The organism is Olleya sp. NP1-10, from assembly GCF_055804415.1.
Genome location: NZ_CM147840.1, coordinates 1,224,203 through 1,250,086 on the forward strand (window position 1 = coordinate 1,224,203; position 25,884 = coordinate 1,250,086).

Sequence of the window (25,884 nt, forward strand, 5' to 3'; positions counted from 1 at the left end):
CTTTTTTTATTTACCGTTAAATGAATTCATGGTGTTGTTGATGCCTGCTGTACCAAATGATTTGACTATTTCAGCAGATTTTTCTAATCGTTCAGGAAGTCTTTTGTTCTCTTCTTCTTCCCATTCGCCTAAAACATAATCAACCTGTCTTCCTTTTGAAAAAGCATCACTTATTCCAAATCTAAATCTATTGTATTTTGAGGTATTTAATTTGTCTTGTGTATCTTTAAGTCCATTATGTCCTCCATCACTTCCTTTGGTTTTTATTCTTAGACTACCAAATGGCAGATTCAAGTCATCAGTAATTACTAATAGGTTTTCTAAAGGAACCTTTTCTTTAGTTAACCAATATAATATAGCTTTTCCGCTAAGGTTCATATATGTACTTGGTTTAAGTAATATAAAGGTTCGACCTTTAAATCTAAAGGTTGCTACGTCTCCTAGTTTTTGTGTTTCAAAGGTGATGTCTTCCTTTTTAGCTAAAAAATCTAAAATTTTAAAGCCTATGTTGTGACGTGTGTTCTCATATTTTTCGCCAATATTACCTAAGCCAACAATTAAAAATTTTTTCATGGGATCTTGTGTTTCAGTAGTATTTGATGAGTTATTGTTTTTTAAGAATTTAATAAGCCATTCAAACATAATAAGTGTTTTTTGTAAAAATAAAAAAGCATCCTGAATTAACAGGACGCTTTTATAAAATTATGGTAATATGATTATTACTTAACAGCAGCTACATCATCTGTTTCTGTTGCTGGTACATCTTCATCTTCATCATCTTCGTCAACTGTAATAGCAGCTCTAGAACGTCTTACTAAACATACTACAGTGTTATCAGGATGCATGAATTTGTATCCTTCAGTTTCTAAAGCTGTAATGTAAAGTTTGTTTCCAATTTTAAGATCTGTAATGTCAGCATCGATAAAATCTGGTAAGTTTCCTGGAATAGCTTTAACTCTTAAGCTACGTCTGTTTTTACGTAAAACACCACCACTTTTGACACCACGAGAATTTCCTGTAAAGTTAAGAGGAATATCCATTGTGATTTCTTTGTCTGGGAATGTTTGGTAAAAATCTACGTGTAAGATTTTGTCTGTAACTGGGTGAAATTGGATGTCTTGTAAGATAGCATCAAATTTTTCTCCACTTTCTAACTCAATAACAACTGTATGCGCATTTGGAGTGTATACAAGTTTAGAGAAAGCTAATTCTGGTGCAGAGAAATGCACTTGGTTGTCTCCTCCGTATAATACGCAAGGAACCTGACCAGCATTACGTAAGGCTTTAGTTACCTTTTTACCCACGCTTTCTCTTTTAGATCCGTTGATTGTAATTGATTTCATTTTTATTTATATTTATTTATTAATATACTTGATTGTAAGCTTTAAATTACATTAAAAACTTAGAGCTTATTGATTTATTAAAGTGTACATTTTGCATAACTTCAGCAAATAAATCTGCACAACTTAATACTTTTATTTTTTTACTTTCTTGTTTTAAAGGAATTGAATCTGTAACAATTAATTCTTCTAGTTTAGAGTTTTCTAGACGCTCATAAGCATTACCTGATAAAATTGGGTGTGTACATATTGCTCTTACGCTTAAAGCACCACGTTCCATCATTAAATCTGCAGCTTTTGTTAAGGTTCCTGCAGTATCGACCATGTCATCTACCAACACAACATTTTTACCTGTAACGTCTCCAATTAATTCCATGTGAGAAATGACATTGGCTTTAGCACGTTGCTTATAACAAATAACAACATCACTTTGTAATGCTTTAGAGTAAGCATATGCACGTTTAGATCCTCCCATATCTGGAGAAGCAATGGTTAAATTATCAAGGTTTAACTCTTTTAAGTAAGGTAAAAATATAGTTGAAGCAAATAAGTGATCAACAGGTTTTTCAAAAAATCCTTGAATTTGGTCTGCGTGTAAGTCCATTGTGATAATTCTAGTTGCTCCTGCTGTTTCTAGCATTTTAGCAACTAATTTAGCAGCAATTGGTACTCTAGGTTTGTCTTTTCTGTCTTGTCTAGCCCAGCCAAAATAAGGTAGTACAGCTGTTATGTGTCTTGCAGACGCACGTTTTGCGGCATCAATCATTAATAACATTTCCATTAAATTTTCAGAACTTGGATTAGTAGATCCAATAATAAAAATTCTAGAACCTCTTATAGATTCTTCGTAAGAAGGTTGGAATTCTCCATCACTATAAGTTGAGGTAATAACTTTACCTAATTCAGATCCATAAGCAGCAGCAATTTTCTCTGCTAAAGCTTTACTTTGCGTAATCGAAAATATTTTAGCTTCAGGCTTTGTGTTGGGCATTGTTAAAATGTTGTTATGTAGCTTTTTAGGCTACGTGATTTTTTATGAGGTGCAAATTTACTATAATTTTTGAGCTTTAAAAGATATTAGATGTTATTTTTAGATGATTTATCTAAAATATATTTACTTTTGCAAACGTAATTGCTCAAATGGCGGAATTGGTAGACGCGCTGGATTCAAAATCCAGTTCTTTCGGGAGTGTGGGTTCGATTCCCACTTTGAGTACTAAGCTCTAAAACACTAATGTTTTGGAGCTTTTTTATTTTGAAGAATCTCTGATTACAATATCTGTTTCTACGGTCTCTGAAGTTGTAGTTTTAATCTTGTTTTCTAGTTTGTTAATTAATAGTGTTACAGATTTTTCACCTATAATTTCTCCGTGTTGACTAACTGTACTTAATCTTGGGTTAGAATGTCTTGCTAGAATCCCGTTAGAAAAAGCAATTACAGATAGGTCTTCAGGTATTTTGATGCCTTTGTCTTTGGCAACTCTTAAGGCTGCAATTGCTACGGATTCGTTTGAGGCTATAATGGCATCAAAAGATTGGTCAAATAAAGGTTTTACGATAGCTTCATGTTTTTTGTAATACATCTCATGAGTGGTAATTATAATGCTATCATCTTTATCTAGATTATTGTTTTTTAGACCAGCTAAATAGCCATCATACCTAAGTTTACCAACACTTAAATCCATATTGGCTGCTGCAAAAGCGATTTTTTTACAACCTTTATTTTTTAAGTAATTTACAGCATTTACTGAGGCCATAAAATCATTTGTGATGACCTTATCGCAGTCAATATCTTCAACGACACGATCAAACATTACTAAAGGAATCTCTTTAGAAATACTTGATTTAAAGTGATTGTATTCTTTTTTTGCTTCTGTTTCTTCTGCTACAGATAAAATAAATCCATCAACAACTCCAGAGGATAACATTTCAATAGTTTCAATTTCTTTTTGAAGAGAATCGTTAGAAATACAAGTAATAATTTTGTAACCTTTTTTAGTTGCTGTCTTTTCAATACCTTTTAAAACTTGGGCAAAATAATAATTAAGCATGTTTGGTATTATTACACCAATGGTTTTTGTGCGTTGGTTTTTTAAACTTAAGGCGTTAAAGTTTGGTGTATAATTTATTTCTTTAGCGTATGCTTTTATTTCTTCAGAAGTCGTTTTGCTAATTTCAGGACTGTCGTTTAAAGCTTTTGATACAGTTGATATTGAAACGTCAAAATGATTAGCTATATCTTTTAATGTGGTTTTTTTCATAACAATATTTGTAATTTGGCCTCAAACAACTTTCGTTTTTTGAAATAATATTTGAGGCAAATTTACCAAACTATCATTATATATTATAGTTTTTTGAGTATTCCTTTTTTCTGCAATCTATTTCGTTTACAATTTTGGTTAGCTTTTTTGTTTTTATGTATATTTACCACAACCCTAAAACTAATTTTTTATGTTCCAAGAATTTTGGATAAACGTACAATATGGTATGAACCATGTACTGGATATTAACGCTTACGACCATGTTTTATTTTTAATTGTATTAGCTGTTCCTTATTTGTTTAAAGATTGGCAACGTGTACTTTGGTTAGTCACGATGTTTACCGTTGGACACTCTATATCTTTAGTGTTGGCTAGTTATGGAAAAGTGAAAGTTGATGCTAATTTAATCGAGTTTTTGATTCCTGTAACGATCATGATTGTTGCAATTTATAATGTGTTTACAGCAGGTAAAACCGCAAAAAGTCAGAAAATAGGTCTCTTATTTGTTTCTACTTTGTTTTTTGGACTTGTTCATGGTTTTGGATTTGCTAGAGAATTTAGAATGAGTTTGGATAAAGGTGATAGTAAGTTTTTAAGATTAATTGAATTTGCTTTGGGTATTGAGATAGCCCAAGTTATAATTGTTTTTATTATATTATTTTTAGGTTACATTTTTCAAACTGTATTTAGGTTTTCAAAACGTGATTGGATTATGGTAATTTCTGCAATCGTAATTGGTCTAGTAATACCAATGTTACTTAATAGTCCCTTTTTAGGCTAATTTTCATTAAAGTTTTCATAAAACTTAAGAATAAGAATTGTAATTAAAATATGAAGCGAGTATCTTCGTTAGTATTGTTATGTATCTATTGATACTTATTATTTCTATTTAACTATTTATGCCAAAAGACAAACAACTTAAATACGATAAAGCTTACTTAAGGATTGCTACAGAATGGGGAAAACTATCGTATTGTAAACGAAAACAAGTAGGTGCAGTAATAGTTAAAGACAGAATGATTATTTCTGATGGTTACAATGGTACACCTAGTGGGTTTGAAAATTTTTGTGAAGATGAAGAAGGGTATACTAAATGGTATGTCCTACATGCTGAGGCCAATGCCATTTTAAAAGTAGCCTCGTCTACACAGTCTTGTAAAGGTGCTACACTATATATTACCATGTCGCCTTGTAAAGAATGTAGTAAGTTAATACATCAAGCAGGAATAATACGTGTAGTTTATAATCAAGGTTACAAAGACGATTCTGGCTTAAAATTTTTAGAAAAAGCAGGAATCGATATTCAATTAATTGAAGAATTAGAAGATTAATGTCAAAAAGCAAAATTTTATTTCCATTTATACTTGGTGCAGCAATTGCAGCTGGTATCTTTATTGGTGGAAAATTAGATTTTGCTGATACATCAGATAGGTTGTTTTCTTCTAACAGTAAAAAGGATAAGCTTAATAGACTTATTGATTATATTGATTATGAATACGTAGAAGACGTCAATACAGATAGTATTGTTGATGTAACTGTTAATGGTATTTTAAATAATCTAGATCCACATTCGGTTTACATTCCTAAAGAAAACATGCAAGAAGTTGCCGATAATATGAAAGGAAACTTTGTTGGAATAGGTATTAACTTTTACACTTTTAAAGATACCATAACGGTTATTAAAACTGTAGAAAATGGGCCAAGTGCTAAAGTAGGAATCAAAGGAGGTGACAGGATTGTATCTGCAAACGGAGAATCCCTTTTAGGAGGTGGTTATAATAATGATACTTTAGTTGATAAATTAAGAGGCGAACGTTTTTCTAAATTAAAATTAGAGGTTTTCAGAAAGGGAAATCCAAAATTGTTAACTTTTAATGTTACTAGAGACGTTGTGTCAATTAAAAGTGTTGACGCGTCATATATGTTAACTAATAATTTAGGATACATTAAAATTAACCGTTTTGCCGAAAGTACTTACCAAGAGTTTAAAACAGCTTTAGATAAATTGAAACAACTAGGAGCAACCAGTTTAGCTCTAGATTTAAGAGGTAATCCTGGAGGTTTTTTAGAAATAGCAGTTGCAATTGTAGACGAGTTTTTAGAGGATGATAAACTTATTGTTTACACAAGAAATAAAAAAGGTAAAGAAGACCGAAGCTATGCAACTACTAAAGGTGATTTTGAAAAAGGTCACGTGTATGTCATGATTGATGAAAACTCGGCTTCTGCTTCCGAGATTATTGCAGGTGCATTACAAGACAATGATAAAGGTACCATAGTAGGAAGACGATCTTACGGAAAAGGTTTAGTTCAAAGAGAAATGAATTTAGGTGATGGTAGTGCTGTAAGATTAACGGTTTCTAAATACTATACTCCAACAGGACGATCTATTCAGCGCTCTTATGAAAACGGAAACCGAGATTATTATGATGATTATGCTGATAGATTAAATAGAGGTGAATTGTTGGATGAAAATAAAATTGAAGTAGCGGACTCACTAAAGTTTACAACACCTAAAGGTAAAGTTGTGTATGGTGGTGGTGGAATTATTCCTGATGTTTTTGTGCCTTATGATACACAAATGCAAAACGAAACCTTAACATTTTTAGAAAGAAGAGGCTTTTTAGATAATTTTGTTTTTGAAGAATTAGAAAAAGATAGAAATAAGTTTAATGATATTTCTAGACAAGAGTTTTTTGAAAACTTTACTGTAACAGATAGCGTTATAACATCTTTAGAGGATTTTTTAAAACTAAAAACAAGATCTAATATCGTGTTTGTAGCTTATAAAAACGAAGTTAAGCATTATTTAAAAGCAACACTTGCTGAACAATTATATGGATATGGAGCTTATTATAAGATACTAAATAAGCATGATATTATGATTGATAAAGTAATATGGTTAAGCCAAGTTCAGAGCAATTAATTTAGCTATGTGTCTTATCGTGGACTTTGGTATGTTTACCATTATTCCATAGTGTTAAAATATCAGTTGCGACGTGTGCGCCACTTCCAGACGCAATAGCAAACTGACTTCTCCAACCAGCTAACGTACCAGCTACATATAAGTTATCCTTAATTAAATGATCTGTGTTTTCTAACCAAATTCGGTCTTTTTCAATAGCAGATTTTGGATGTGGTTTAATATAGTTTTCTAAACCTGTAATGTTTAATAAGTTTGTATAGCCAACAGCAATAACAACTCGTTGTGCAGTATATGTTTTTTTGTTTGTTGTAACTTGATAATGTTGCTCAACTTCAGTTATAGCTTCAACTTTTTCTTTATCAATTTGTACAACTTCAGGATATAAATGGGCTAATTGTTGTTTGCCATCTTCTAAAATATCTTTGCCTAAAGTTCCTGGAGACAATCCTAAAACGTTATTAAATAAGGCGTTTTGTAAATGTGATGTCTTTTGGTGTGTAATAATACCAACGGTTTTACCTTTAGCAAAAGGCTTGCTTAAACCAGAGCCAAAAACCAAAGCGCAAGACAATCCTGCAGCTCCTCCACCAATAATTAAAGTGTCAAAATCCATTATAATCTTGATTTAGCTTCAATTTTTTTAGAAATTCTTAAAATCTGTAATAAAGCAATAGCACATAAGGATGCCAAGATTGTGATTAGTGCAACAGTGCTTTCCTTAGAAAATAAAGCTGAAAAGTTAACCTTAGTAAAATTATAAATAATTAAAGCAACTGCTAAGGCAGTAACGATATAAGTAAAGATTTTCATTGTAATAAATGTTTCTGCAAAAATACAAAATTAGGCTAACAGTATCTTGATATTATCAGTAAACAACTTAACGGCTATTGCTAATAATATTACGCCAAACACTTTTCTAATAATACTAATTCCGTTTTGTCCAATAAAGCGCTCAATACGTCTTGACGTTTTTAGTACTATATATATCACAATAACATTTAATATAACAGCAATTATAATGTTTTTAATATCATATTCAGCTCTTAAAGCTAATAAGGTTGTTAAACTACCTGGACCAGCAATTAAAGGAAACGCTAACGGAAATACAGACGCTGTAATTGGGTTGGTGTCCTCTTCCTTATATAAGGTGATCCCTAAAATCATTTCCAGAGCAATAAAAAATAGGATAAAAGAGCCTGCAACAGCAAAAGAGCTAACGTTAATACCTATTAAATTTAGGATGCTTTTTCCTAAAAACAAAAAAGCAATTAATATAACTCCAGCAATTATTGCTGCTTTTTCACTCTGTATATGACCTACTTTTTTACGTAAATCAATAATAATAGGAATGTTTCCTACAATATCTATTACGGCAAAAAGTACCATAAAAACAGTAAATATTTCTTTAAAATTGATAGCCATGGTTAGTATAATTTAAAAGTTTTAATTTTTGATAAAAGTAGTTTTATTCATTTAAAAAAATAATAATATATAAAAATTACTTTTTTGGTTTTAATTTGAAACAACTTTTTACTTTAGTAAGATACTTTATATTTGCTAAAAAAATAGAACTTTATGTTTCAATTAGGTAAAACCATTGTTTCAGAGGATATAATAGAAAAAGATTTTGTGTGCAACCTTTCGGCATGCAAAGGGGCTTGTTGCATCGATGGAGATGCTGGTGCGCCAATTAGTAAAGAAGAAGCGCAAATTATGAAGGAGATCTATCCTAAAGTAAAACCTTATTTGCGTAAAGAAGGTGTTGAGGCAATTGAAGCTCAAGGAACCACTATTGTGACTCCTTTTGGTGATATTGAAACGCCTTTAATAAATGGTGCAGATTGTGCGTATGTAATTTTTGATAAGAAAAAAACAGCGCTTTGTGGTATAGAGGAAGCGTATAATCAAGGTGATGTAGATTGGAAAAAGCCAATTTCTTGTCATTTATACCCAATTAGAATAAAAGATTACTCTGAGTTTTCTGCAGTAAATTATGATAAATGGGATATTTGTGATGATGCTTGTTCTTTAGGAAAAGAATTACAGGTGCCAGTTTACAAATTTGTAAAAGAAGCTTTAATTAGAAAATTTGGAGAAGATTGGTATTCTGAATTAGAAAAAGTAGCAGATAAAATGACAAAATAATCGATGAAATAACGATTAGGAATTTTAGATGGAAATTTTCATCTAAATAGATGAAATTAAAACGCTTTTTTTTAACAGAAAAAGCGTTTTTTTTGATGTTAAAATTCACTTTTTTTTAAATTTTAATCAAGTTTTTACAATAAAAAAATAGAATGAAATTTCTTGTTAAAATTTGTCTTTAAGACTTTGGTTTATTAAAAAAAATAACTATTATTAATAGTGAATTGTAAGCTTAAATGCTATCATTTTTTTCTTTTTTTATAAATAAAAAAATGCTCAATAAAGGCCTTGAAATAAAGTGCTGGCACTTAATTTACTAGCAAATTTCTGGTCTTTTTTCAGTTAAAAAATCGCTGCAAATCAATTAGTTGTAAGCTTTTTTATCAGAGTCCCCTAAAACAAAGGGATTACAAGCTTTGTTAAAAACTTGTTGACAACGTTTACAGAATCCCCTTTCATTTTCGAGGCTAAATGTCAATCTTTGTCCGAGGCAAAAAACAAAATAGATTTTCAATATTTTTTTGAAAATAAAAAGTAAGGATAAATCCATTTTTTTTAATAATACGCCCTTTTTTTATTCCCTTAAAAGGAAAATATAACACGTTTTTACAGATTTATTATTGTTGTTTTTAGAATGAGTTTTCATTCCGAAAAAATGACTAGCTATTTAACTAAAAAATTATGGAAATTACTCAGATTATTAAGCGAGATTATGAAACAAGTCCTTTTGTTTTAAATAAAATTTCTAACGCTATTGAAAAAGCAATGCTTTCAGTTGGAAATGGAACAAAAGCTGATGCAAATACTATTTCTGTAAATGTATTACAAGCTTTATTAGAAAGAAAAGAGAAAGATTACAGATACGTGCCTACAGTTGAGCAAGTACAAGATCTAGTGGAGGAAAAATTAATGAAAAGCCAATTTCCTGATGTAGCAAAGGCATATATACTTTATAGAGATGAACAAACTAGAAATAGAAAAACTAACATCTTTGAAAAACGTATTAACCTAAAACCTTATGAGTATCCAGCACTTAACGACTATGTAGATGCTATTAGACACTCTTATTGGATTCATTCTGAATTTAATTTCACTAGTGATATTCAGGATTTTAAAACCCGATTGACGGTTGTAGAGCAAAATGCGATTAAAAACACAATGCTAGCTATATCGCAAATTGAGGTTGCAGTAAAGAATTTTTGGGGAGAAATTTATAATAAAATGCCAAAACCAGAAATTGGGTCTGTTGGTGCTACTTTTGCCGAGAGTGAAGTGCGTCATCAAGATGCTTACTCGCATTTACTAGAAATTTTAGGACTTAACAACGAGTTTAAAAACATAAAGAAAAAACCAGTAATAATGCGTCGTGTGCATTATTTAGAAACTGCTTTAAAAAATTCTAAAAGCGAAGACAATAAAGAGTATGCAGAATCTGTTTTATTATTCTCATTGTTTATAGAGCATGTGTCTTTATTCTCTCAGTTTTTGATAATTATGGCTTTTAATAAGCACAAAAATATGCTTAAAGGAGTATCTAATGTAGTGGAAGCTACTTCAAAAGAAGAGCAAATACACGGAGATTTTGGTATAGATATTATCAAAATTATTAAAGAAGAAAACCCTACATGGTTTGATGATGCACATGCAAAACAAGTGCAAGACCTATGTAAAGAAGCTTTTGCTTCTGAAAGTGATATTATTGACTGGATTTTTGAAGCAGGAGAATTAGATTTCTTACCAAAAGATGTGATTAACGAGTTTATTAAAAACCGTTTCAATAATTCTTTAGAAAGTATTGGTATAGGAAAAGTATTTGAAGTTAATGAAGCATTAATTGCACAAACCGAATGGTTTGATGACGAAATAATTGGAACAAAACACGGAGATTTCTTTGTTAAGCGTTCAATAAACTACAGTAAAAGAACAAAAAGTATAACTAGCGACGATTTATTTTAATATGAGTAATCAAACAAAACAAAACACTGAGGCTAATGTAAGCCAAGAAGCTACAGCTTCAAATTATGATCAATTAATTAACGCTAGAAAAGAGGCCAGAAAAGAAGCTCATAAAGATGAACCAGAAATAAAATGGTTAACAGAAAATAGTCGCAAATTTTTAGCGTCAGGTTACTTAACAGAAGGAACGTCTCCAGAACAAAGAATTAGAGAAATTGCAGAAAGAGCAGAATCTATCTTAAAAATTGATGGATTTGCAGATAAATTTTACGGTTACATGGCAGAAGGGTATTACTCTTTAGCGTCTCCAGTGTGGTCAAACTTTGGTAAGAGAAGAGGATTGCCAATTAGTTGCTTTGGTTCTCATATAGATGATGATATGGGAGACATCCTATATACACAATCTGAAGTGGGAATGATGTCAAAATTAGGAGGTGGTACTTCTGGTTACTTTGGTAAGTTACGTCATCGTGGTGCTCCTGTTAAAAATAACGGAGAGTCTTCTGGTGCTGTACACATCATGCAATTATTTGAAAAAATGGTTGATGTTGTAAGTCAAGGATCGGTTAGGAGAGGTCGTTTTTCACCTTATTTACCAATAGAGCATGAAGATATACATGAGTTTTTAGAAATAGGAACAGAAGGTAATCCAATACAAGAATTAACGCATGGTGTTACCGTTGGTAACCAATGGATGCAAGAAATGATTGATGGAGATACTGATAAAAGAGCCATTTGGGCAAAAGTATTACAGCGTAGAGGAGAGATAGGATATCCTTATATTTTCTTTAAAGACAATGCTAACAACACTTCACCAGATGTGTATCAAGATAAAAATCATGAAATCTATGCAAGTAATTTGTGTTCAGAAATCATGTTGCCAACAAACGACAGATGGTCTTTTGTATGTGTATTATCATCAATAAACTTATTGCATTACGATAAGTGGAAAGATACTGATGCAGTAGAAACAATGGTATACTTTTTAGATGCTGTTTTAGAAGAGTTTATTACTAAGTTAGAAGATTATAGAGATTCGCCTAGTAGAGACGATAGACAGACGTTTATGTTTATGGAAAAAGCATACAACTTTGCTAAAGAAAACAGAGCTTTAGGTTTAGGTGCTTTAGGATGGCATAGTTTGTTACAATCAAAAATGATGTCTTTTGATAGTCAAGAAGCTTTCAATTTAAATAGTGAAATTTTTAAAACCATTGGTGAAAAGTCTAAAAAAGCATCAGAAGAATTAGCTAAGTTATTTGGTGAGCCAGAAGTGTTAAAAGGATACGGTAGACGTAATACTACATTAAATGCTGTCGCACCAACAACATCATCTGCATTTATTTTAGGGCAAGTGTCACAAGGTATTGAGCCAATTTGGTCTAATAGTTATGTAAAAGACATTGCTAAAATAAAGACAACTATTAAAAACCCGTTTTTAGTAGATTTGTTAGAAGAAAAAGGGATGAACAACGTAGAGACTTGGAAAAGCATACGTGATTTTGATGGATCGGTACAGCATTTAGAAGGGTTGACAGAGCATGAAAAAGAAGTGTTTAAAACTTATTCTGAAATTGATCAAATGACAATCATTTATCAAGCAGCAAATAGACAAAATCATATAGACCAAGGTCAGTCTTTAAATATTATGGTGCATCCAGATATGCCTGTAAAAGAGATTAACAATATATATGTTACAGCATGGAAATTAGGAGTTAAGTCATTGTACTACCAACACAGTATGAATGCAGCTCAAAAATTTAAACAGAAAAAGGAATGCGCAAGTTGTGAAGGTTAATATATAATTGGTTAACTTTCACCAGAAATAATGACAAGGTTGCTAGGCTTGTCAAATTATAGTGTTATAATCTTAAAAGTGCCTTGATGCAACTCAGGGTACTTTTTTTTAGCGCCTAATTTAGAATGTGAAAACACGTTTAAATATCTGTTTTACAGTTATTTGTGTTGTTTTTTTAAAAAATAAAATTATATGTAGTGTATTTTAAAGCTGAAGATAAGTACAGAAAAAGGGACATCGTGAAATATCCCTCTTGTCTATATTTTGTACAATAATTGGTTCCTACTCCTATTTTGTAAAGAATAATACGAGATGTAAATCTCTTACTTTCTTCTTCAAAGAAACAAAAATAGTTTCACCTTGACAAGTTAATAATTTCGATAAAGAAGAATTATCATGTAACCTCAATGTAAACAAAGGTTTCCATTGATAATTAAATTATTAACAGTTCTTGTTAATAAATAAAACAAGGACTATAATTCTAATTTTAAAATGAATTTGAATTTTTATCGAGTGGCACTCGTTAACAATGACAAAGAAGAACAAACATTAAGTTTATTTAATGGAGAAAATGATTTACTTCAAATCTGTAATCAATATTATCATTCTTTAAGAAAAGAAAGAATAAAGTATTTTGATGCTAGAGGAGGGGAAAGAGCGTTTTCTATAAGCTCAAAAATAGATTTTTTAAGAGCAGATAGGACTCTAATAACTAGTTTTGATTCAGCTTACACTGGAGAAGAAGTTTGTGTTAGAAATGCAAAGACAAATAAATTGAATTATAGAGTGAATATAGAAGAACTTCAGAGTAGAACCTTATTTTCTTTATTTTATATTCCTAAAAATTCTAAATATGGTTATGTTGTTTTTGAAAGCAAATCTAAGCATGGTGTTAAAATTGCATTTGAAAGAGGTTTTCAGTCTTTTTTAAAAGTGTCAGGTTATGAAGATTATAGACTTATAATGACACCAGCTTTGAATTATAATTATTTGTCTAATTTTATTATTCATGGCAAGCTTAAAAAAATAAAGTTAATTGAAAATGTTATCAAAGAAGATGTTCAATTAACATTATGGGGTAATGGCAGTTATAAAGGAAAAGATATAAGGGAGTTTAGATTATTAGGTAATAGAGATCATGCTATTTGTAAGAATGAATTATATAAATTGTTTTTTTCTAAGTTAAATAAAAATGAAAAAATACAATTTAGGGATAACTATACAGTTGATGAAATTTCATTTGAAATGAATTACAAAGGAGCTTCTAAAGTCTTTTATATCAAAGAAAGAAGCAGTATGAGACCTTTAATAGATGTTTCTAATGAGTTAGTTTATGTTGAAGGTGAGCCAACATACGATTCTGTAGTTAAGGCATCGATTAACTTGATTAGCGAAATTTTAGGATATAATTTTTCAAACATGAGTATTGCTGCTTAATATTAACATCTCGTTTGAGATGGTTTGAGTTTTAAATAATAAAAAAGTATCCATTTCTGGATGCTTTTTTTATTTAAAAACTATAATATTATAGTATATTACTAGTCGTTAACTAATTAATAATGGAAGAAGCACCAAAAATTATAACCAATGCGTTAGAGTGTAATCATTGTGACACACCTCATGATGAAGCCTCGCTTTTTTGTCATGAATGTGGTTATCCTTTAAAAGGAACTGAAGAGGATGTTGCTAAATTTTATGCAAAGCGTGTCATGGATAAAAGAAGATCTAAGGACGCAGAAAAAAGATTAAGTCTGCTAGAACAACGCTATATGTTATAGCCGGAATTATAATGGTTTTTGGTTTGTTTATATTTTTAAGAAGTAAAGATGTTACTGCTTTAATTATTAATATTATTGTAGGTGTTATTTATATTGTTTTAGGGACTTGGTCTAAACAAAAACCTTTGATAGCATTGCTATTAGGTCTATTATTGTACCTTACCATTATTGTAATAACTGCTATTGCAGATCCATTGACTTTAGTGTCTGGTATTATTTGGAAAATTGTAATAATAGCTTACTTAGGCAAAGGAATTCACTCTGCATCTTCTGTAAATAAATTAGCTTAATGGATATAAACTGTAAGCATTGTAATAATTTATTGAAACCAGAAGTTAAGTTTTGCTCGCAATGTGGACAGTCAGTTGTAAAAACTGTGACCAATACTAAAATAAAAAACGTAAACATTATTATTGCTTTTTACATTGCTATGCTAGTGTTTATGGTAATAGTGTATTTTATAGATCTTAATTTTCCTTTTAATCTGGAAGCCGATTTAATAGTAGAAACTGGTTTTGCTTGTATTGTGTTAGGTTTTGCATCTTTAGATTTTAAACCTGTTTTACGTCTTTATAATTTTAAAAAATTAAACTTTAAGCTTATTGGTTTTGCAGTGCTCACACCAATAATTACTAGTTTTTTTGTTTATTTTTTTATAGAATATGCCAATTACTTGTTTTCTGATATTGAAGCAGCAAATTATTACGAATCTTACCAGTACCTTGACTATCCATTGTTTTGGTCCATATTATTTATAGCTATTTTACCACCAATTATTGAAGAGTTAGCTTTTAGAGGTGTTCTGTTTAATCAGTTATTAAAAGTCACCAATCAAAAACTGACAATAATAGCAACCGCTTTTTTATTTGCATTGATTCATTTTTCAATATTTTCTTTTTTGTGGATTTTTCCATTTGGATTGCTATTAGGTTATTTAAGGTATAAATACAATACGCTTTGGTTAGGTATTATTATCCATTTTTCACACAATTTTATAATTCTTATGTTGGATTATTATAGCTTTTATTCGTTTTAAAACAAAAAAGCATCCATTTCTGGATGCTTTAAATAGTGTTATAAGTAATAGGTGTTAGTTAGATGCCATTAAAGCAAAAAACTTATCAATATTAGGTAAGATCACAATACGTGTACGTCTGTTTCTAGATCGTCCATCTTTAGTATCATTTTCTGTTAATGGTTGGTAGCTACTTCTTCCTGATGCAATTAATTTTTCTGGAGCTACATCAAAGTCTTTTTGAAGCTTTCTAACCACAGATGTTGCACGTAGTACACTTAGATCCCAATTGTCTGCAATCTTGTCTGTACTGATTGTTCTTGAGTCTGTGTGACCTTCAATCATAACATCAATACTTGGCTCAGAATTTATAACATCAGCTAATTTTTGTAAAATCTTATCCGCTTTATTGCTTATTCTGTAGCTTCCGCTGTTAAATAACATTTTATCAGAGATAGATATCATAACAACAGTTTCATCTATGTTAATTGCAATATCATCACTTTCGTCTAAATCTGTAGTGTCTACAAATTTCTTTAAGTTAAGTGATAAAGCTAAGTTCATAGAATCTTCTAAAGTAGTGTAGTTTTTCATTATTTCAGGATCAACGTCACTTAACGTTTTACGCATCCCTATTTTTGCTTTTTCAGAAACTACAGCTTTGTTACCAACAGCATCAAATTTTGTTTGATTCTCTTCAGTAAGTACACCAACTTCATCAGTAAGATTATTTATTTTAGAATTATACTCGGTAACTCTAGCTTCAATTTTAGCGAATTTAGCTTCCAGATCTTCTTTCTCAACTTGAGTTTTTTGTAGTTGACTAGCAATTTCTCCGTTTTTTTCTTCTAATGCAACGTATTTCTTTTTAGAAACACAAGAGCTTAATACTACTAAAGCGATTAGTGCTATGGATGTTTTTTTCATAAATACTTAAAATTTTTAGTTATTGTATCTACGAAGAAAAAGTGCTTTTAGATGTTTTCTTAAAATTAATTTAGATTATCTGTGGCTAAATACTTGTCATCCTTATTATAATACCATGCTCTAGATTTAGGGATTTTAATTCCTTTTATGGTTTTAATATCAGTAAGCATAATGTATTCTCCTGAGTTTTTATCCAATTGTCCTTTGCTATCTGTTTTGTAAAACTGATATATTTCCATTGCATACGTTTTAGGATTAAAATAAAAATACCATACATCTCTACCTATTTCTGAATCATAATTTACCTTTAGTTGCAAATAAGTTTTACCCTTAAAGTTTACAGTTTTTATTATAGGATTTATTATTGTCCCTTTATCTTTTAGTTTCATTGGGAGTCCATATAAATAGGTGTAGTAGTTTTTATACAATGTCGCACGATCACAACTTAGATTATGCTTTTTTAATTGTTTCTCTGTTAATTTTTGCTTTCCATTTAGACTTATAATACAAGAATCTTTTATGATTGTGTATTGTGTTGTAGTGGTGTCTTTTTTTGCTGTAACAGAAAAATATTCTTTTGGAAGATTTATTACAATTTGGCTAGTTCTAGCATCGCTTTTAGGCATAGTCATAATAATATTTAATGTGTCATTAAATGTTGACCAATTACCTTCTGGATCATGGTATTGTATTGCTTTATCAAGTAATTGAGGACCTGATATTTGTTGAGCTACTGTAATAGAGGTTGTCGTTAACAGTAAGATCATTATGTAGATTAATTTCATGGTATGGCTTGTGTTTGAGACTAATGTATAAAAAAACCATCAGTTAAACTGATGGTTTTAGTGTTTTTGTAACTTGTTATGATTTATTCTGACTCATCAATGATTGATGCTGGAGTAACAGAACTATCATGTGCGTTATGATATTCTTCTAATAAATTCATTGTAGCACTAAGTAAGTCTTTAGTTTCGGATAATAGGCTGAAGTATAGTGTTGTGTTTTTTGGACTAGATTCTTCAGTTCTAGTTCGTTCCACTTGTTTCTGTATTTTAGACGTTACAAGTCCTATAATCTCATTCTTTTTAGTCAGTATTCTGCCAATATCTTCAAAAGATCTTGTATCAAAAACTACACGAGTATTTTCAAACAGACGCTCAAAACGATCGTCAATTTCTTTTAATTCTTTAATTTGACTAAATTTTAGTTTTTTGTGGTTGTTATGTACATGTTTATGACTGACTTTAGAAATGTACTCTAAAGATTGTGTCATGTCTTGTAAATAACTTAAAATATTTATATAAAAGTTACTAGCACTTAAACTAGACTCGTCTAAATTTTTAATAAAGTAGAAAATGTTGTCACGTAAATCATCAACTTCACTTGACAATTTGGTGATTTGTTTTTTATTTTTCTTTAATAAATCTAAATCTTGTTTTGCTAATCCGTTAATGGCATTTGTATAAACTTTATTACCACGTCTTATTACATTAGCAATATTTTGAGCACTTTCTTGAATTACACCTTGTACAGAGCTGCTTTCTGCCTTTATTAAGCTGTCTTCTTCTTTATTTTTTTTATTTTTCTTGTTGTGCGATACATAATTTCTAATTAGTAAACCAAAGGCAACCAGAAGTAATATTGGTGTCATTAATCTGACGTTAAGGCTTAACAAATAAGCAATAAGTCCAGCAGCAACAAAAGCGATTAAAGCAGTAAAAAACCATCCTCCAATAACATTTATAACTCCAGCAACACGATAGACTGCGCTTTCTGCTCCCCAAGCTCTATCAGCTAAAGAGGTACCCATTGCAACCATGAAAGTAACATAAGTTGTTGATAAAGGTAGTTTCATAGAAGTTGCTATAGATATCAATACAGCAGCAACCATTAGGTTGACAGCAGCTCTTACTAAGTCAAAAGCTGGTTTTTCGTCCTCTTTATATACTACAGTATCAGCTGGTTGTTCAAACTTTTTGTCTATTTTTTTTGCCACTTTTCAGGTATAATGTAGCTGCTCATTTCTGATGCTGCTACAGCTAGACGTACAAATCCACGAGATAAAAAGTTAGGTTCAAAACGTTCTTTAGTATCACTTTGACTAGATAAATCTAATGATGTTTTTACGACGTCTTTTGCTTTACTAGAAAACCATAAAGTAACAACCATGATCATACCTGCTATTAGTAATAGCAAGGAATCCGTTTCTACTGGCTTTGTTAAAAATGCCATAGATAATTGATTTGCAGGAATGCCTTGCGCAACATATTCTTGAAACGCATGCCAAGCAGCAATTGGTACTCCAACAAAATTAACCAGGTCATTTCCAGCAAACGCTAATGCCAAAGCAAACGTACCTACTAAAATGATTATTTTATAAATATTAGTTTTTAAAGCAGTCATAATTAAATATGAAACTGTTGTCCATAGTATCAAACTAATGCTAACAATTTTAAAAACATGAGCTTCTAGATAGTCTTTAATTTTTAAACCATCTGTGAAATCAAATTGTTGATTTGCATATGGCGTTCCTTTTATCCCTTTTATAAAAATAAAATATGTTATAGAAGTTAATGCAATACCTCCAAAAAGTGCACCAATCCAATTAGCTTTATCCTGAAAGTCGTATGACATTAATACCCTTGTAACCCATTGTACTATTGCTCCAATTGAAAAGGCTATAACGACCGAGAGTAGAATACCAACAACAATATCTGTTGCTGTAGATGTATTTATGTATTGGATAACTTCTGAAGAAGAACCGCCTTTACTCCATATTTTTAATAACGAAACAGCTACAGCAGCACCAAGTAATTCAAAAACTATTGAAACAGTAGTTGATGTTGGCATTCCAACCGTATTGAAAAAATCTAATAATAATATGTCAGTTATCATAACTGCCATAAAAATTATCATGATCTCGCTGAACATAAATTGTTCAGGGTTAAAAATTCCCTTTCTAGCAACTTCCATTAATCCGCTAGAATATATTGCTCCAAGCGCTATACCAATACTAGCGACTAACATTATGGTTTTAAAAGATATAGCTTTGGATCCGATAGCAGAGTTTAAAAAATTAACTGCATCATTGCTAACACCAATAACTAAATCTGCAATAGCTAAAATAGCTAAAGCAATAATCATAAATAGATAAATGTTTTCCATTGAAAAGAATGTAATATTCGAGCACAAATTTCTTGTTTTAAATCCAACGCAATGTTAATTTAATGTTATGTTCTAATCATAATAAATCACAATATTTGTTATTAATATCCTAATTTTAGAGATAATAGATTCCTAATGTTAACTGAATGGTCAAATCGAACTGTTTTTAAATACCTTAAAATCAGCATATTGAAATTCTAATGTTAATTTAATGTTACGCAAATGTTTGTTTATCGTAAAATAAATGTTATATTTGTTATGTAATCATTAATACCCAAACGAATATGAAAAAGATATTTTTAGCATTAGCATTACTATTTACAGCTTTTGTATCAGCACAGGACGTTAATACACCTACTATAGAGAAAAAAGGAAATTTACTAGAAGCGACTTTCTTTTATGACAATGGACAGGTTGCTCAAACAGGTTTTTTTACAAAGGACAACAAACTAGAAGGTGTTTGGACAAAGTACGATGTAGAAGGAAAAAAATTAGCTGTTGGTGAGTATGACAAAGGTGTAAAAGTTGGAAAATGGTTTTTCTGGTCAGACAATAACTTAAGCGAAGTAGATTATTCTAATAACGCTATTGTAACTGTCAACACTTGGAACAACAAAACAACTATTGCTACAAGAGATTAAATTATACAAAAGTATAAAACACAAAAAAAGAGCTTTTACATTGTAAAAGCTCTTTTTTTATTGATAATTAAATCTATATCTAGAATTTGTAGCTGTAACCTAAAGAGATTTCAGTTCCTGGGTTTCTAGAAGAAAATAATTGGTCTTCAGTACCAAAAGATTGATAAACACTTTCTCTTTTGTCTCCTAAGATATTTTTAACCTTAAAGTCAATTGCAGAGTTTTTGTTTTCACCAAAAGTTTTATTTAAAGTAAAATTGAAACTGTTAAAAGGAGATGTGTAGACATCTGGTACATCTCCTGTACCAACTACTTCTAAAGTTTCTCCTTGTACATTAAAAAATAAACCAGCTCTAAAACCTATTTCAGAATTATTATAATCTAATCCAGCGTTGATTAAGTAAGGAGACTGACCTTGTAAATCACGAGTGTCCTCAATAGTTTCGCCATCTCTAGCATTAGTAACTCTTCTGTTGTATTCTTGATCAGTCATTTCTAATCTAGATTCTATAACAGATGCATTAAAGTTAAAGTTAAAGTTGCTGAAATCTTCAGTAATGAATCCTAAGTTTTGTCTAAATTCTACCTCAGCACCAAGTACTTGTGCATCACCAAAGTTAGCAACAGTCATTTGTCTTGGAGCAGAAGGGAAAAATGTTAATTCGATTGGATCCGTAAAGGTTTTGTAAAATCCACTAAAAGCAATCATTTGACCTTTTTCTCTAAATAACTCATAACGTACATCAAAGTTATTTACATATGTAGGTCTAATTGGATCGAAAGTTTTGTTGTCTAAACCTCCAATAAAGAATCTGTTTGTAATTGGATCAAAGATTTGTGCTGTAGAAGCTTCTTTAAAAGAAGGTCTTGCAGTTGTTCTAGAATAAGACGCTCTTAAGTTTGAATCATCATTTAAAGCAAAGATTAAGTTAGCCGAAGGAAACAAATCAAACTCGTCGATAGTTTTTTCTCCAGTAACAGACTCGCCATCAATTTCACCTGTGTAAAATAAATAGTATTGCTCAGTTCTTAAACCTAAGATAGCTTTTAATTTTTCGCTTACATTAAACTCGTTAGAGATGTACATTGCAGCAACGTTAGATTCTCCTTCATATGAGTTAGCAGGTTGAAAAATGTTATTAGAATCTAAAAATGTCCCTTCACCAGTGGTTGGTGTCCAGATATTTTCATCAGCTAATATGGTGTTAACGTCTCCGTTTTCTACCACTGAAGATGTTGTTTCAAAAATATATTGATCAGAATTAAAATCACGATATTTATAAGTGTATGCAGCTCCAAATTTTAATTTAGCAGCTCTGTCAAATAACTTATAGTTTTTAGTGATATTTCCTTTCAATACCCAGCTTTCTTCAGATAAGTTTCTCCAGATACGTGTTGGATTACCAACAGAACTTGGGTCAATTTGATATTGAACATCGTTACCTATGTCGACAATTCTTAAAGTGGTTGTTCTGTGGTCTTTGTCTTGTACAGTTGAAAAAGATGGTGATAAAACCCAGTCAAACTTTAAGTCAGAATCACTATTTAACGAGTGGTCTCCTTCTAAAGCAAAATTTGTAAGAGATCTTTGTGTATATAAAATCTCGTCTCCTGTAGCGTCTAGTAAAGCACCTCCAGCATTATCTTCACTTATAACTAAGTTGTAACGTCCACCTGTGGATTCTCCATTTTGAATATGTAAACCAGTTAATTTGTATTTAGAATGATCTGTTTTATAAGTTAAACCTAAAAGTCCATTTACAAGTACCTCTTCATGACCAGATGTACCAGTTACAACTCTATTGATACCCAAATCTGTTACTGAAGAGTCAAAACGGTTTTTTATATAAGTTCCGTCCACTCTGTCTTCATAAAGTGTTGTGTTGCTTTTATAAGAGAAAGACGCTTGATACCCTAACCTGTTATCGTCTCCAACATCATATTGATTACCTAGAGTAAATCCGAAGTTGTAATTTGGGTTGCTAGTTGTTACGTCTGCACCAAGTTGTGAGTCAAACCTTTTAGTTAAAGATGTAAGTAGTGTTCTGTCTTCAAAAGTCCCAGGAATGTTTTGGTATCTGTTGATTTTTCTGTTACGTTTACCATTGTCATATCCTAAAAAGTCTGTGTTACTTCCGCTGTAAGATAAGAAGTTGTCTTTAAAGTGCATGTCGGGATTGTATGCTGTACCAATAGATAATGAATATTCTGCTTTAGTCGGAAAATCTTTAGTTACAATATTTACAATACCTCCTGTGAAATCTGCAGGATATTCTGCAGAAGCAGATTTTAATACAATTACATTATCAATGATGTTTGTAGGGAATATATCCATAGGTATTGTGTTACGGTCTGGATCTAAACCAGGAATATCAACACCATTTAAAATAGATTTTGTGTAACGGTCTCCAAGACCTCTAACATAAACGTATTTACCGCCTTGTACAGAAACTCCGGGAACACTCTTGACTGCAGCTGCAATATCACCTGCACCTGTTTTTTTGATAGATTGTGCAGATAGTCCATCTAGCATTACAACAGATTTTTTCTGTATGCTTAACAATGCACTTTCTGTATTTCTTTTAGTTGAAGTTGTTATAACCACTTCATCTAGGCTATTTGCAGGATTAATAGTAACGTCAACAATTACTTCTTTGCCAGCAGAAACAACAACGTCTGTGATTTCTTTAGTTTCATAACCTAAAAAAGAATACTCAATTGTATAAGTACCCTCTTCTAATTCTAAACTATACTTACCATCAAAGTCAGTAGTCGTTCCTTTTGTTGTGTTTTTAACGACAACATTAGCAAATGCTAATACATCGTTTATGTCACCATCTATTACTTTACCTGTTACGTATCCTGATTGTGAAAAAACAGAAAAGGTGATTAGAAAGAGAATAAAAGGTAATATGTGTTTAAGTTTTTTCATTTTAATTAAGAATGAATGAGAAATAAAAGCAATGCTCACTCCAGTATATTTCAAAAGGATGTGAGCATTTAATATTTAATGTTTTTTAGAATCCTAAACTACCAGCAACATTAGAGTATGTCCAGCTTAAGTTAGCAGTGTTAGCTCCTGTAGTTTGGCTTCCTTGTGCAACAGCATTTGCTTCAGATCCAAAACCTGTAACAGTAACTGTAGTAGCTTTGTTTACAAAAATGTCTTCAACAGCAGTAATACCAGTTGGTAAAACAACTTCCCAGTTGCTAAAGCTTACTAATCCGTTGTTGTAGTTTGTTGCAACACCATCATTATCTAATTCTACATCAGATGAAGCATCAAATCCGTAAGCATATACGTTGTTAGTAGAAACTTGAGCGTTACTTCTGTAATCAGCATATTCTGATCCAATATCACCATTTCCAATTAAAGTTAAGTCGTTTAATATACATGATCCGTTGATAGATCCTTCTGGTCCGTCAATTTCTAAAGCGTGATCAGAATCGTCTCCTAATACTACAACAGCATTTGTAATTGTACCTGACCAAGCTTGGTCAACGTCTAATGCATCATCACCTTGAGCCCAAACTAATAAATTAGAAGCGTTAACTGTACCTCCAAAAAATTCGATACCATCATCTTTGTTAGCAACAACTTCAATGTTGTCAATAGTCGTTCCAGATCCAACACCACCAAGTGTTAATCCGTTAATTTCATTTCCTTCACCTAATAAAGCTCCACCATGACGGATAGAAACATATTTTAAAACACCTGAGTTTTCGTCATCAACAGCTGGCTCATCACCAGGACCATATAATCCAAAAGTATCACTAGCAGGAATTCCTTCAATTTGTGCTTCTGTAACATCACCAGGTAAAGAAGAAGTAGCTCTTCCTAAAATGATAATTCCTCCCCAAAGACCAACGTTAGTTTCGTTTAAGTTAGTACCAGTAGTAGATCCAATCTCGATGTTGTCTGCTTCAGCAGTAAAAATAATTGGTTGGTCAGCTGTTCCTTCAGCCATGATTTTACCTCCTCTAGCAATGATTAATGCAGAAGATAAAGATTGTTGTCCAGCACGACCTTTGATGATAGTTCCTGGCTCAATTGTTAAAGTTACACCTTCTTGTACTACTACTTTTCTGTCTATAATATAACAGTTGTCTGCAGTCCATGTTTCGTCAATTGCTATACCACCAGATTTTACTATACAACTAGTTTCATCTACAGATGGGTCATTGTTATTTATTATAGTAGTTTCTTCAATAATAATTGGTGTATCATCATCTTGAATACAAGAGGTAAATGCCATAGATAATGAGACAAATGATAGGAATAATACTTTTTTCATTTTATAAAATTTAGTTGTGTTTTTTGGTTTTAAATATTTTCACAAAGAAACTTCTAAACTGTAAAGTCTATGTTAACTAGAAATTAACTGTTAATCACTAAAAGGTTAGATTAATGTTATGAGATATTTGTATTTTTTAGGGATACAAAACATTTAGTTAACACTAAAAGATGTATTAGATTTTATTGCATTTACTTATCTTGCCACTAAAAATAAATGACATGAATTGGGAACAACTACTATCCTTAAAGCGTTTTGGAGATACTAATAAAAGATTAAGAAAAGAACAGAACGAAACACGTTTAGGTTTTGAGGTGGATTACGATCGTATTATTTTTTCTTCAGAGTTTAGAAGTCTTCAAGATAAAACTCAGGTAATACCTTTGTCTAAAACAGACTTTGTACATACACGATTAACACATAGTTTGGAGGTTAGTGTTGTAGGGCGTTCTTTAGGACGTAGTGTTGGACAAAAAATATTAGCTAAATATCCACATTTACAAACCGTTCATGGCTATCAACCTAATGACTTTGGTGCTATTGTAGCAGCTGCAGCTTTAGCGCATGATATTGGTAATCCTCCATTTGGTCATTCTGGAGAGAAAGCTATTGGTGAGTATTTTATATCTGGAGAAGGACAAAAGTATAAAGAAGATTTATCTAAAAAAGAGTATCAAGATTTATGTGATTTTGAAGGTAACGCCAATGGTTTTAAAATTGTCACACAAAGTAGAGCTGGTCGCGAAGGTGGTTTGCGTTTGAGTTATGCAACTTTAGGTGCTTTTACAAAATATCCAAAAGAATCTTTACCTAAAAAACCAACAAAGCATATTGCTGATAAAAAATATGGTTTTTTTCAATCTGAAAAAGAAGCATTTATTGATGTCGCAAATGAGCTAGGTATGTCTAGTAGAGGTGAGGTTAACTCAGTAAACTATTCTCGTCATCCTTTGGCATTTTTAGTTGAAGCTGCAGATGACATATGCTATACTATAATTGATTTTGAAGACGGAATTAATTTAGGTTTAATAGAAGAAGAATACGCTTTAGAGTATTTGATCAATTTAGTTAGAGATACTATTAATACTAACAAATATCATCAATTAACTAATACTAAGGATAGAATAAGTTATTTAAGGGCTTTGGCTATTAATACATTAATAAATGAAGCTGTAAATATATTTATGGATAATGAAGAACCTATATTAAAAGGAGAATTTAATATAGGTTTATTAGATAAAAGTAAATATGAAGCACAAATTAACGATATAATCAAAGTTAGTGTTCAAAAAGTTTATCAATCTAAAGAAGTCGTTGATAAAGAGATTTCTGGTTACCAAGTCTTAAATACGCTTTTACATACTTATACTAAAGCTGTGAACAATAATTATTCTGGTAATAACTCTAATTATGACACCTTAATCTTAAAAGGATTGCCTAAAGTTTTAGATTTTAATATTGATAGTTTATACCATAGGTTGCTAAATGTTTGTCATTACGTTTCATTAATGACAGATAGTCAAGCTATTTTAGAGTACAAAAAGATTAGAGGGTTTAATTTGTAGTAGTTTTTTTGGGTTTGTGTTGTTATTTTAACAAAAAAACTCTTAAATAAATGATAAAAGTATTTATTTTTG

The 25,884-nt window shown here is 31.0% G+C and carries 23 protein-coding genes, 1 tRNA gene and 1 pseudogene; 13 read left to right on the forward strand and 12 right to left on the reverse strand.

Annotated elements, in window-relative coordinates:
* Positions 1-6: 6 nt before the first annotated feature.
* From pth to AC0L4B_RS05625, 3 genes are all read right to left on the reverse strand, one after another.
* Positions 7-573 (reverse strand): aminoacyl-tRNA hydrolase, encoded by a 567-nt coding sequence (gene pth, locus AC0L4B_RS05615; protein WP_473438915.1) that lies wholly within the window; start codon positions 571-573, stop codon positions 7-9.
* A 146-nt stretch (positions 574-719) separates the two neighbouring features.
* Positions 720-1,343 (reverse strand): 50S ribosomal protein L25/general stress protein Ctc, encoded by a 624-nt coding sequence (locus AC0L4B_RS05620; RefSeq protein WP_028289714.1) that lies wholly within the window; start codon positions 1,341-1,343, stop codon positions 720-722.
* 46 nt (positions 1,344-1,389) lie between these two features.
* Positions 1,390-2,331 (reverse strand): ribose-phosphate pyrophosphokinase, encoded by a 942-nt coding sequence (locus AC0L4B_RS05625; RefSeq protein WP_054852078.1) that lies wholly within the window; start codon positions 2,329-2,331, stop codon positions 1,390-1,392.
* Between the two features lie 143 nt (positions 2,332-2,474).
* Between AC0L4B_RS05625 and AC0L4B_RS05630 the strand changes: the two genes are divergently transcribed.
* Positions 2,475-2,556, forward strand: a tRNA-Leu gene (locus tag AC0L4B_RS05630).
* A gap of 34 nt (positions 2,557-2,590) precedes the next feature.
* Here AC0L4B_RS05630 and AC0L4B_RS05635 read toward each other — a convergent pair.
* Positions 2,591-3,601 (reverse strand): LacI family DNA-binding transcriptional regulator, encoded by a 1,011-nt coding sequence (locus tag AC0L4B_RS05635; RefSeq protein WP_473438916.1) that lies wholly within the window; start codon positions 3,599-3,601, stop codon positions 2,591-2,593.
* A 190-nt stretch (positions 3,602-3,791) separates the two neighbouring features.
* Between AC0L4B_RS05635 and AC0L4B_RS05640 the strand changes: the two genes are divergently transcribed.
* The 3 genes from AC0L4B_RS05640 (at position 3,792) to AC0L4B_RS05650 (ending at position 6,527) form a co-directional block, all read left to right on the forward strand.
* Positions 3,792-4,382 (forward strand): HupE/UreJ family protein, encoded by a 591-nt coding sequence (locus AC0L4B_RS05640; protein WP_028289717.1) that lies wholly within the window; start codon positions 3,792-3,794, stop codon positions 4,380-4,382.
* 118 nt (positions 4,383-4,500) lie between these two features.
* Entirely contained in the window at positions 4,501-4,932 is a 432-nt protein-coding gene (locus AC0L4B_RS05645) for a deoxycytidylate deaminase (protein ID WP_473438917.1), read from the forward strand.
* Positions 4,932-6,527 (forward strand): S41 family peptidase, encoded by a 1,596-nt coding sequence (locus AC0L4B_RS05650; protein ID WP_473438918.1) that lies wholly within the window; start codon positions 4,932-4,934, stop codon positions 6,525-6,527. Before AC0L4B_RS05645 ends, AC0L4B_RS05650 begins: the two co-directional genes overlap by 1 nt.
* Before the next feature lies 1 nt (position 6,528).
* Here AC0L4B_RS05650 and AC0L4B_RS05655 read toward each other — a convergent pair whose 3' ends face one another.
* Genes AC0L4B_RS05655 through AC0L4B_RS05665 form a run of 3 tightly spaced genes read right to left on the reverse strand, consistent with a single transcriptional unit; the run spans position 6,529 to position 7,949 of the window.
* The gene (locus AC0L4B_RS05655; protein WP_473438919.1) at positions 6,529-7,140 is read right to left on the reverse strand and encodes an FAD-dependent oxidoreductase; all 612 of its coding nucleotides are present in this window, start codon (positions 7,138-7,140) and stop codon (positions 6,529-6,531) included.
* Positions 7,140-7,337: a hypothetical protein gene (locus tag AC0L4B_RS05660; protein ID WP_473438920.1), complete on the reverse strand. Its 198-nt coding sequence runs from the start codon at positions 7,335-7,337 to the stop codon at positions 7,140-7,142. Before AC0L4B_RS05660 ends, AC0L4B_RS05655 begins: the two co-directional genes overlap by 1 nt.
* Positions 7,338-7,367: 30 nt before the next feature.
* Positions 7,368-7,949: a MarC family protein gene (locus tag AC0L4B_RS05665; protein ID WP_028289722.1), complete on the reverse strand. Its 582-nt coding sequence runs from the start codon at positions 7,947-7,949 to the stop codon at positions 7,368-7,370.
* Positions 7,950-8,102: 153 nt separating this feature from the next.
* On the opposite strand from AC0L4B_RS05665, the gene AC0L4B_RS05670 reads away from it, so the two are divergent.
* The 7 genes from AC0L4B_RS05670 (at position 8,103) to AC0L4B_RS05700 (ending at position 15,240) form a co-directional block, all read left to right on the forward strand.
* Positions 8,103-8,672, forward strand: a complete 570-nt coding sequence (locus tag AC0L4B_RS05670; RefSeq protein WP_473438921.1) for a DUF3109 family protein — start codon at positions 8,103-8,105, stop codon at positions 8,670-8,672.
* 681 nt (positions 8,673-9,353) lie between these two features.
* Entirely contained in the window at positions 9,354-10,628 is a 1,275-nt protein-coding gene (locus tag AC0L4B_RS05675; RefSeq protein WP_473438922.1) for a ribonucleotide-diphosphate reductase subunit beta, read from the forward strand.
* Position 10,629: 1 nt separating this feature from the next.
* Positions 10,630-12,426, forward strand: coding sequence for a ribonucleoside-diphosphate reductase subunit alpha (locus AC0L4B_RS05680; RefSeq protein ID WP_473438923.1), 1,797 nt, complete (start codon positions 10,630-10,632; stop codon positions 12,424-12,426).
* A gap of 513 nt (positions 12,427-12,939) precedes the next feature.
* Entirely contained in the window at positions 12,940-13,863 is a 924-nt protein-coding gene (locus tag AC0L4B_RS05685; protein WP_473438924.1) for a hypothetical protein, read from the forward strand.
* 122 nt (positions 13,864-13,985) lie between these two features.
* Entirely contained in the window at positions 13,986-14,204 is a 219-nt protein-coding gene (locus tag AC0L4B_RS05690) for a hypothetical protein (protein WP_473438925.1), read from the forward strand.
* Positions 14,205-14,215: 11 nt separating this feature from the next.
* Complete coding sequence (locus AC0L4B_RS05695) at positions 14,216-14,494, forward strand: hypothetical protein (protein ID WP_473438926.1); 279 nt, start codon at positions 14,216-14,218, stop codon at positions 14,492-14,494.
* Positions 14,494-15,240 carry a lysostaphin resistance A-like protein gene (locus tag AC0L4B_RS05700; RefSeq protein WP_473438927.1) on the forward strand — a complete coding sequence of 249 codons (747 nt, stop codon included), beginning with the start codon at positions 14,494-14,496 and terminating at the stop codon, positions 15,238-15,240. The genes AC0L4B_RS05695 and AC0L4B_RS05700 overlap by 1 nt, the downstream gene beginning before the upstream one ends.
* A gap of 54 nt (positions 15,241-15,294) precedes the next feature.
* Here the strand turns inward: AC0L4B_RS05700 and AC0L4B_RS05705 are convergent, their stop codons facing one another.
* The 3 genes and pseudogenes from AC0L4B_RS05705 to AC0L4B_RS05715 all read right to left on the reverse strand — a co-directional run bounded on the left by AC0L4B_RS05705 (position 15,295) and on the right by AC0L4B_RS05715 (position 19,311).
* Positions 15,295-16,146, reverse strand: coding sequence for an OmpA/MotB family protein (locus tag AC0L4B_RS05705; RefSeq protein ID WP_473438928.1), 852 nt, complete (start codon positions 16,144-16,146; stop codon positions 15,295-15,297).
* 65 nt (positions 16,147-16,211) lie between these two features.
* Positions 16,212-16,931: a DUF6503 family protein gene (locus tag AC0L4B_RS05710; protein ID WP_473438929.1), complete on the reverse strand. Its 720-nt coding sequence runs from the start codon at positions 16,929-16,931 to the stop codon at positions 16,212-16,214.
* Positions 16,932-17,014: 83 nt separating this feature from the next.
* Positions 17,015-19,311: pseudogene (locus tag AC0L4B_RS05715) on the reverse strand (anion permease).
* A gap of 284 nt (positions 19,312-19,595) precedes the next feature.
* Here AC0L4B_RS05715 and AC0L4B_RS05720 point away from each other — a divergent pair.
* Positions 19,596-19,952, forward strand: a complete 357-nt coding sequence (locus AC0L4B_RS05720; protein ID WP_473438930.1) for a toxin-antitoxin system YwqK family antitoxin — start codon at positions 19,596-19,598, stop codon at positions 19,950-19,952.
* Positions 19,953-20,031: 79 nt separating this feature from the next.
* On the opposite strand, the gene AC0L4B_RS05725 is transcribed toward AC0L4B_RS05720, so the two are convergent.
* Positions 20,032-22,884: a TonB-dependent receptor gene (locus tag AC0L4B_RS05725; protein WP_473438931.1), complete on the reverse strand. Its 2,853-nt coding sequence runs from the start codon at positions 22,882-22,884 to the stop codon at positions 20,032-20,034.
* An 85-nt stretch (positions 22,885-22,969) separates the two neighbouring features.
* Positions 22,970-24,247, reverse strand: coding sequence for an autotransporter outer membrane beta-barrel domain-containing protein (locus AC0L4B_RS05730; protein ID WP_473438932.1), 1,278 nt, complete (start codon positions 24,245-24,247; stop codon positions 22,970-22,972).
* Between the two features lie 221 nt (positions 24,248-24,468).
* Between AC0L4B_RS05730 and AC0L4B_RS05735 the strand changes: the two genes are divergently transcribed.
* The gene (locus AC0L4B_RS05735) at positions 24,469-25,812 is read left to right on the forward strand and encodes a deoxyguanosinetriphosphate triphosphohydrolase (RefSeq protein ID WP_473438933.1); all 1,344 of its coding nucleotides are present in this window, start codon (positions 24,469-24,471) and stop codon (positions 25,810-25,812) included.
* Positions 25,813-25,884 lie beyond the last annotated feature (72 nt).

Bases quoted from the DNA above. Each gene is read 5' to 3' on its own strand.
- pth (WP_473438915.1), bottom strand. From the start codon at position 573: ATGAAAAAATTTTTAATTGTTGGCTTAGGTAATATTGGCGAAAAATAT.
- AC0L4B_RS05620 (WP_028289714.1), bottom strand. From the start codon at position 1,343: ATGAAATCAATTACAATCAACGGATCTAAAAGAGAAAGCGTGGGTAAA.
- AC0L4B_RS05625 (WP_054852078.1), bottom strand. From the start codon at position 2,331: ATGCCCAACACAAAGCCTGAAGCTAAAATATTTTCGATTACGCAAAGT.
- AC0L4B_RS05635 (WP_473438916.1), bottom strand. From the start codon at position 3,601: ATGAAAAAAACCACATTAAAAGATATAGCTAATCATTTTGACGTTTCA.
- AC0L4B_RS05640 (WP_028289717.1), top strand. From the start codon at position 3,792: ATGTTCCAAGAATTTTGGATAAACGTACAATATGGTATGAACCATGTA.
- AC0L4B_RS05645 (WP_473438917.1), top strand. From the start codon at position 4,501: ATGCCAAAAGACAAACAACTTAAATACGATAAAGCTTACTTAAGGATT.
- AC0L4B_RS05650 (WP_473438918.1), top strand. From the start codon at position 4,932: ATGTCAAAAAGCAAAATTTTATTTCCATTTATACTTGGTGCAGCAATT.
- AC0L4B_RS05655 (WP_473438919.1), bottom strand. From the start codon at position 7,140: ATGGATTTTGACACTTTAATTATTGGTGGAGGAGCTGCAGGATTGTCT.
- AC0L4B_RS05660 (WP_473438920.1), bottom strand. From the start codon at position 7,337: ATGAAAATCTTTACTTATATCGTTACTGCCTTAGCAGTTGCTTTAATT.
- AC0L4B_RS05665 (WP_028289722.1), bottom strand. From the start codon at position 7,949: ATGGCTATCAATTTTAAAGAAATATTTACTGTTTTTATGGTACTTTTT.
- AC0L4B_RS05670 (WP_473438921.1), top strand. From the start codon at position 8,103: ATGTTTCAATTAGGTAAAACCATTGTTTCAGAGGATATAATAGAAAAA.
- AC0L4B_RS05675 (WP_473438922.1), top strand. From the start codon at position 9,354: ATGGAAATTACTCAGATTATTAAGCGAGATTATGAAACAAGTCCTTTT.
- AC0L4B_RS05680 (WP_473438923.1), top strand. From the start codon at position 10,630: ATGAGTAATCAAACAAAACAAAACACTGAGGCTAATGTAAGCCAAGAA.
- AC0L4B_RS05690 (WP_473438925.1), top strand. From the start codon at position 13,986: ATGGAAGAAGCACCAAAAATTATAACCAATGCGTTAGAGTGTAATCAT.
- AC0L4B_RS05695 (WP_473438926.1), top strand. From the start codon at position 14,216: ATGGTTTTTGGTTTGTTTATATTTTTAAGAAGTAAAGATGTTACTGCT.
- AC0L4B_RS05700 (WP_473438927.1), top strand. From the start codon at position 14,494: ATGGATATAAACTGTAAGCATTGTAATAATTTATTGAAACCAGAAGTT.
- AC0L4B_RS05705 (WP_473438928.1), bottom strand. From the start codon at position 16,146: ATGAAAAAAACATCCATAGCACTAATCGCTTTAGTAGTATTAAGCTCT.
- AC0L4B_RS05710 (WP_473438929.1), bottom strand. From the start codon at position 16,931: ATGAAATTAATCTACATAATGATCTTACTGTTAACGACAACCTCTATT.
- AC0L4B_RS05720 (WP_473438930.1), top strand. From the start codon at position 19,596: ATGAAAAAGATATTTTTAGCATTAGCATTACTATTTACAGCTTTTGTA.
- AC0L4B_RS05725 (WP_473438931.1), bottom strand. From the start codon at position 22,884: ATGAAAAAACTTAAACACATATTACCTTTTATTCTCTTTCTAATCACC.
- AC0L4B_RS05730 (WP_473438932.1), bottom strand. From the start codon at position 24,247: ATGAAAAAAGTATTATTCCTATCATTTGTCTCATTATCTATGGCATTT.
- AC0L4B_RS05735 (WP_473438933.1), top strand. From the start codon at position 24,469: ATGAATTGGGAACAACTACTATCCTTAAAGCGTTTTGGAGATACTAAT.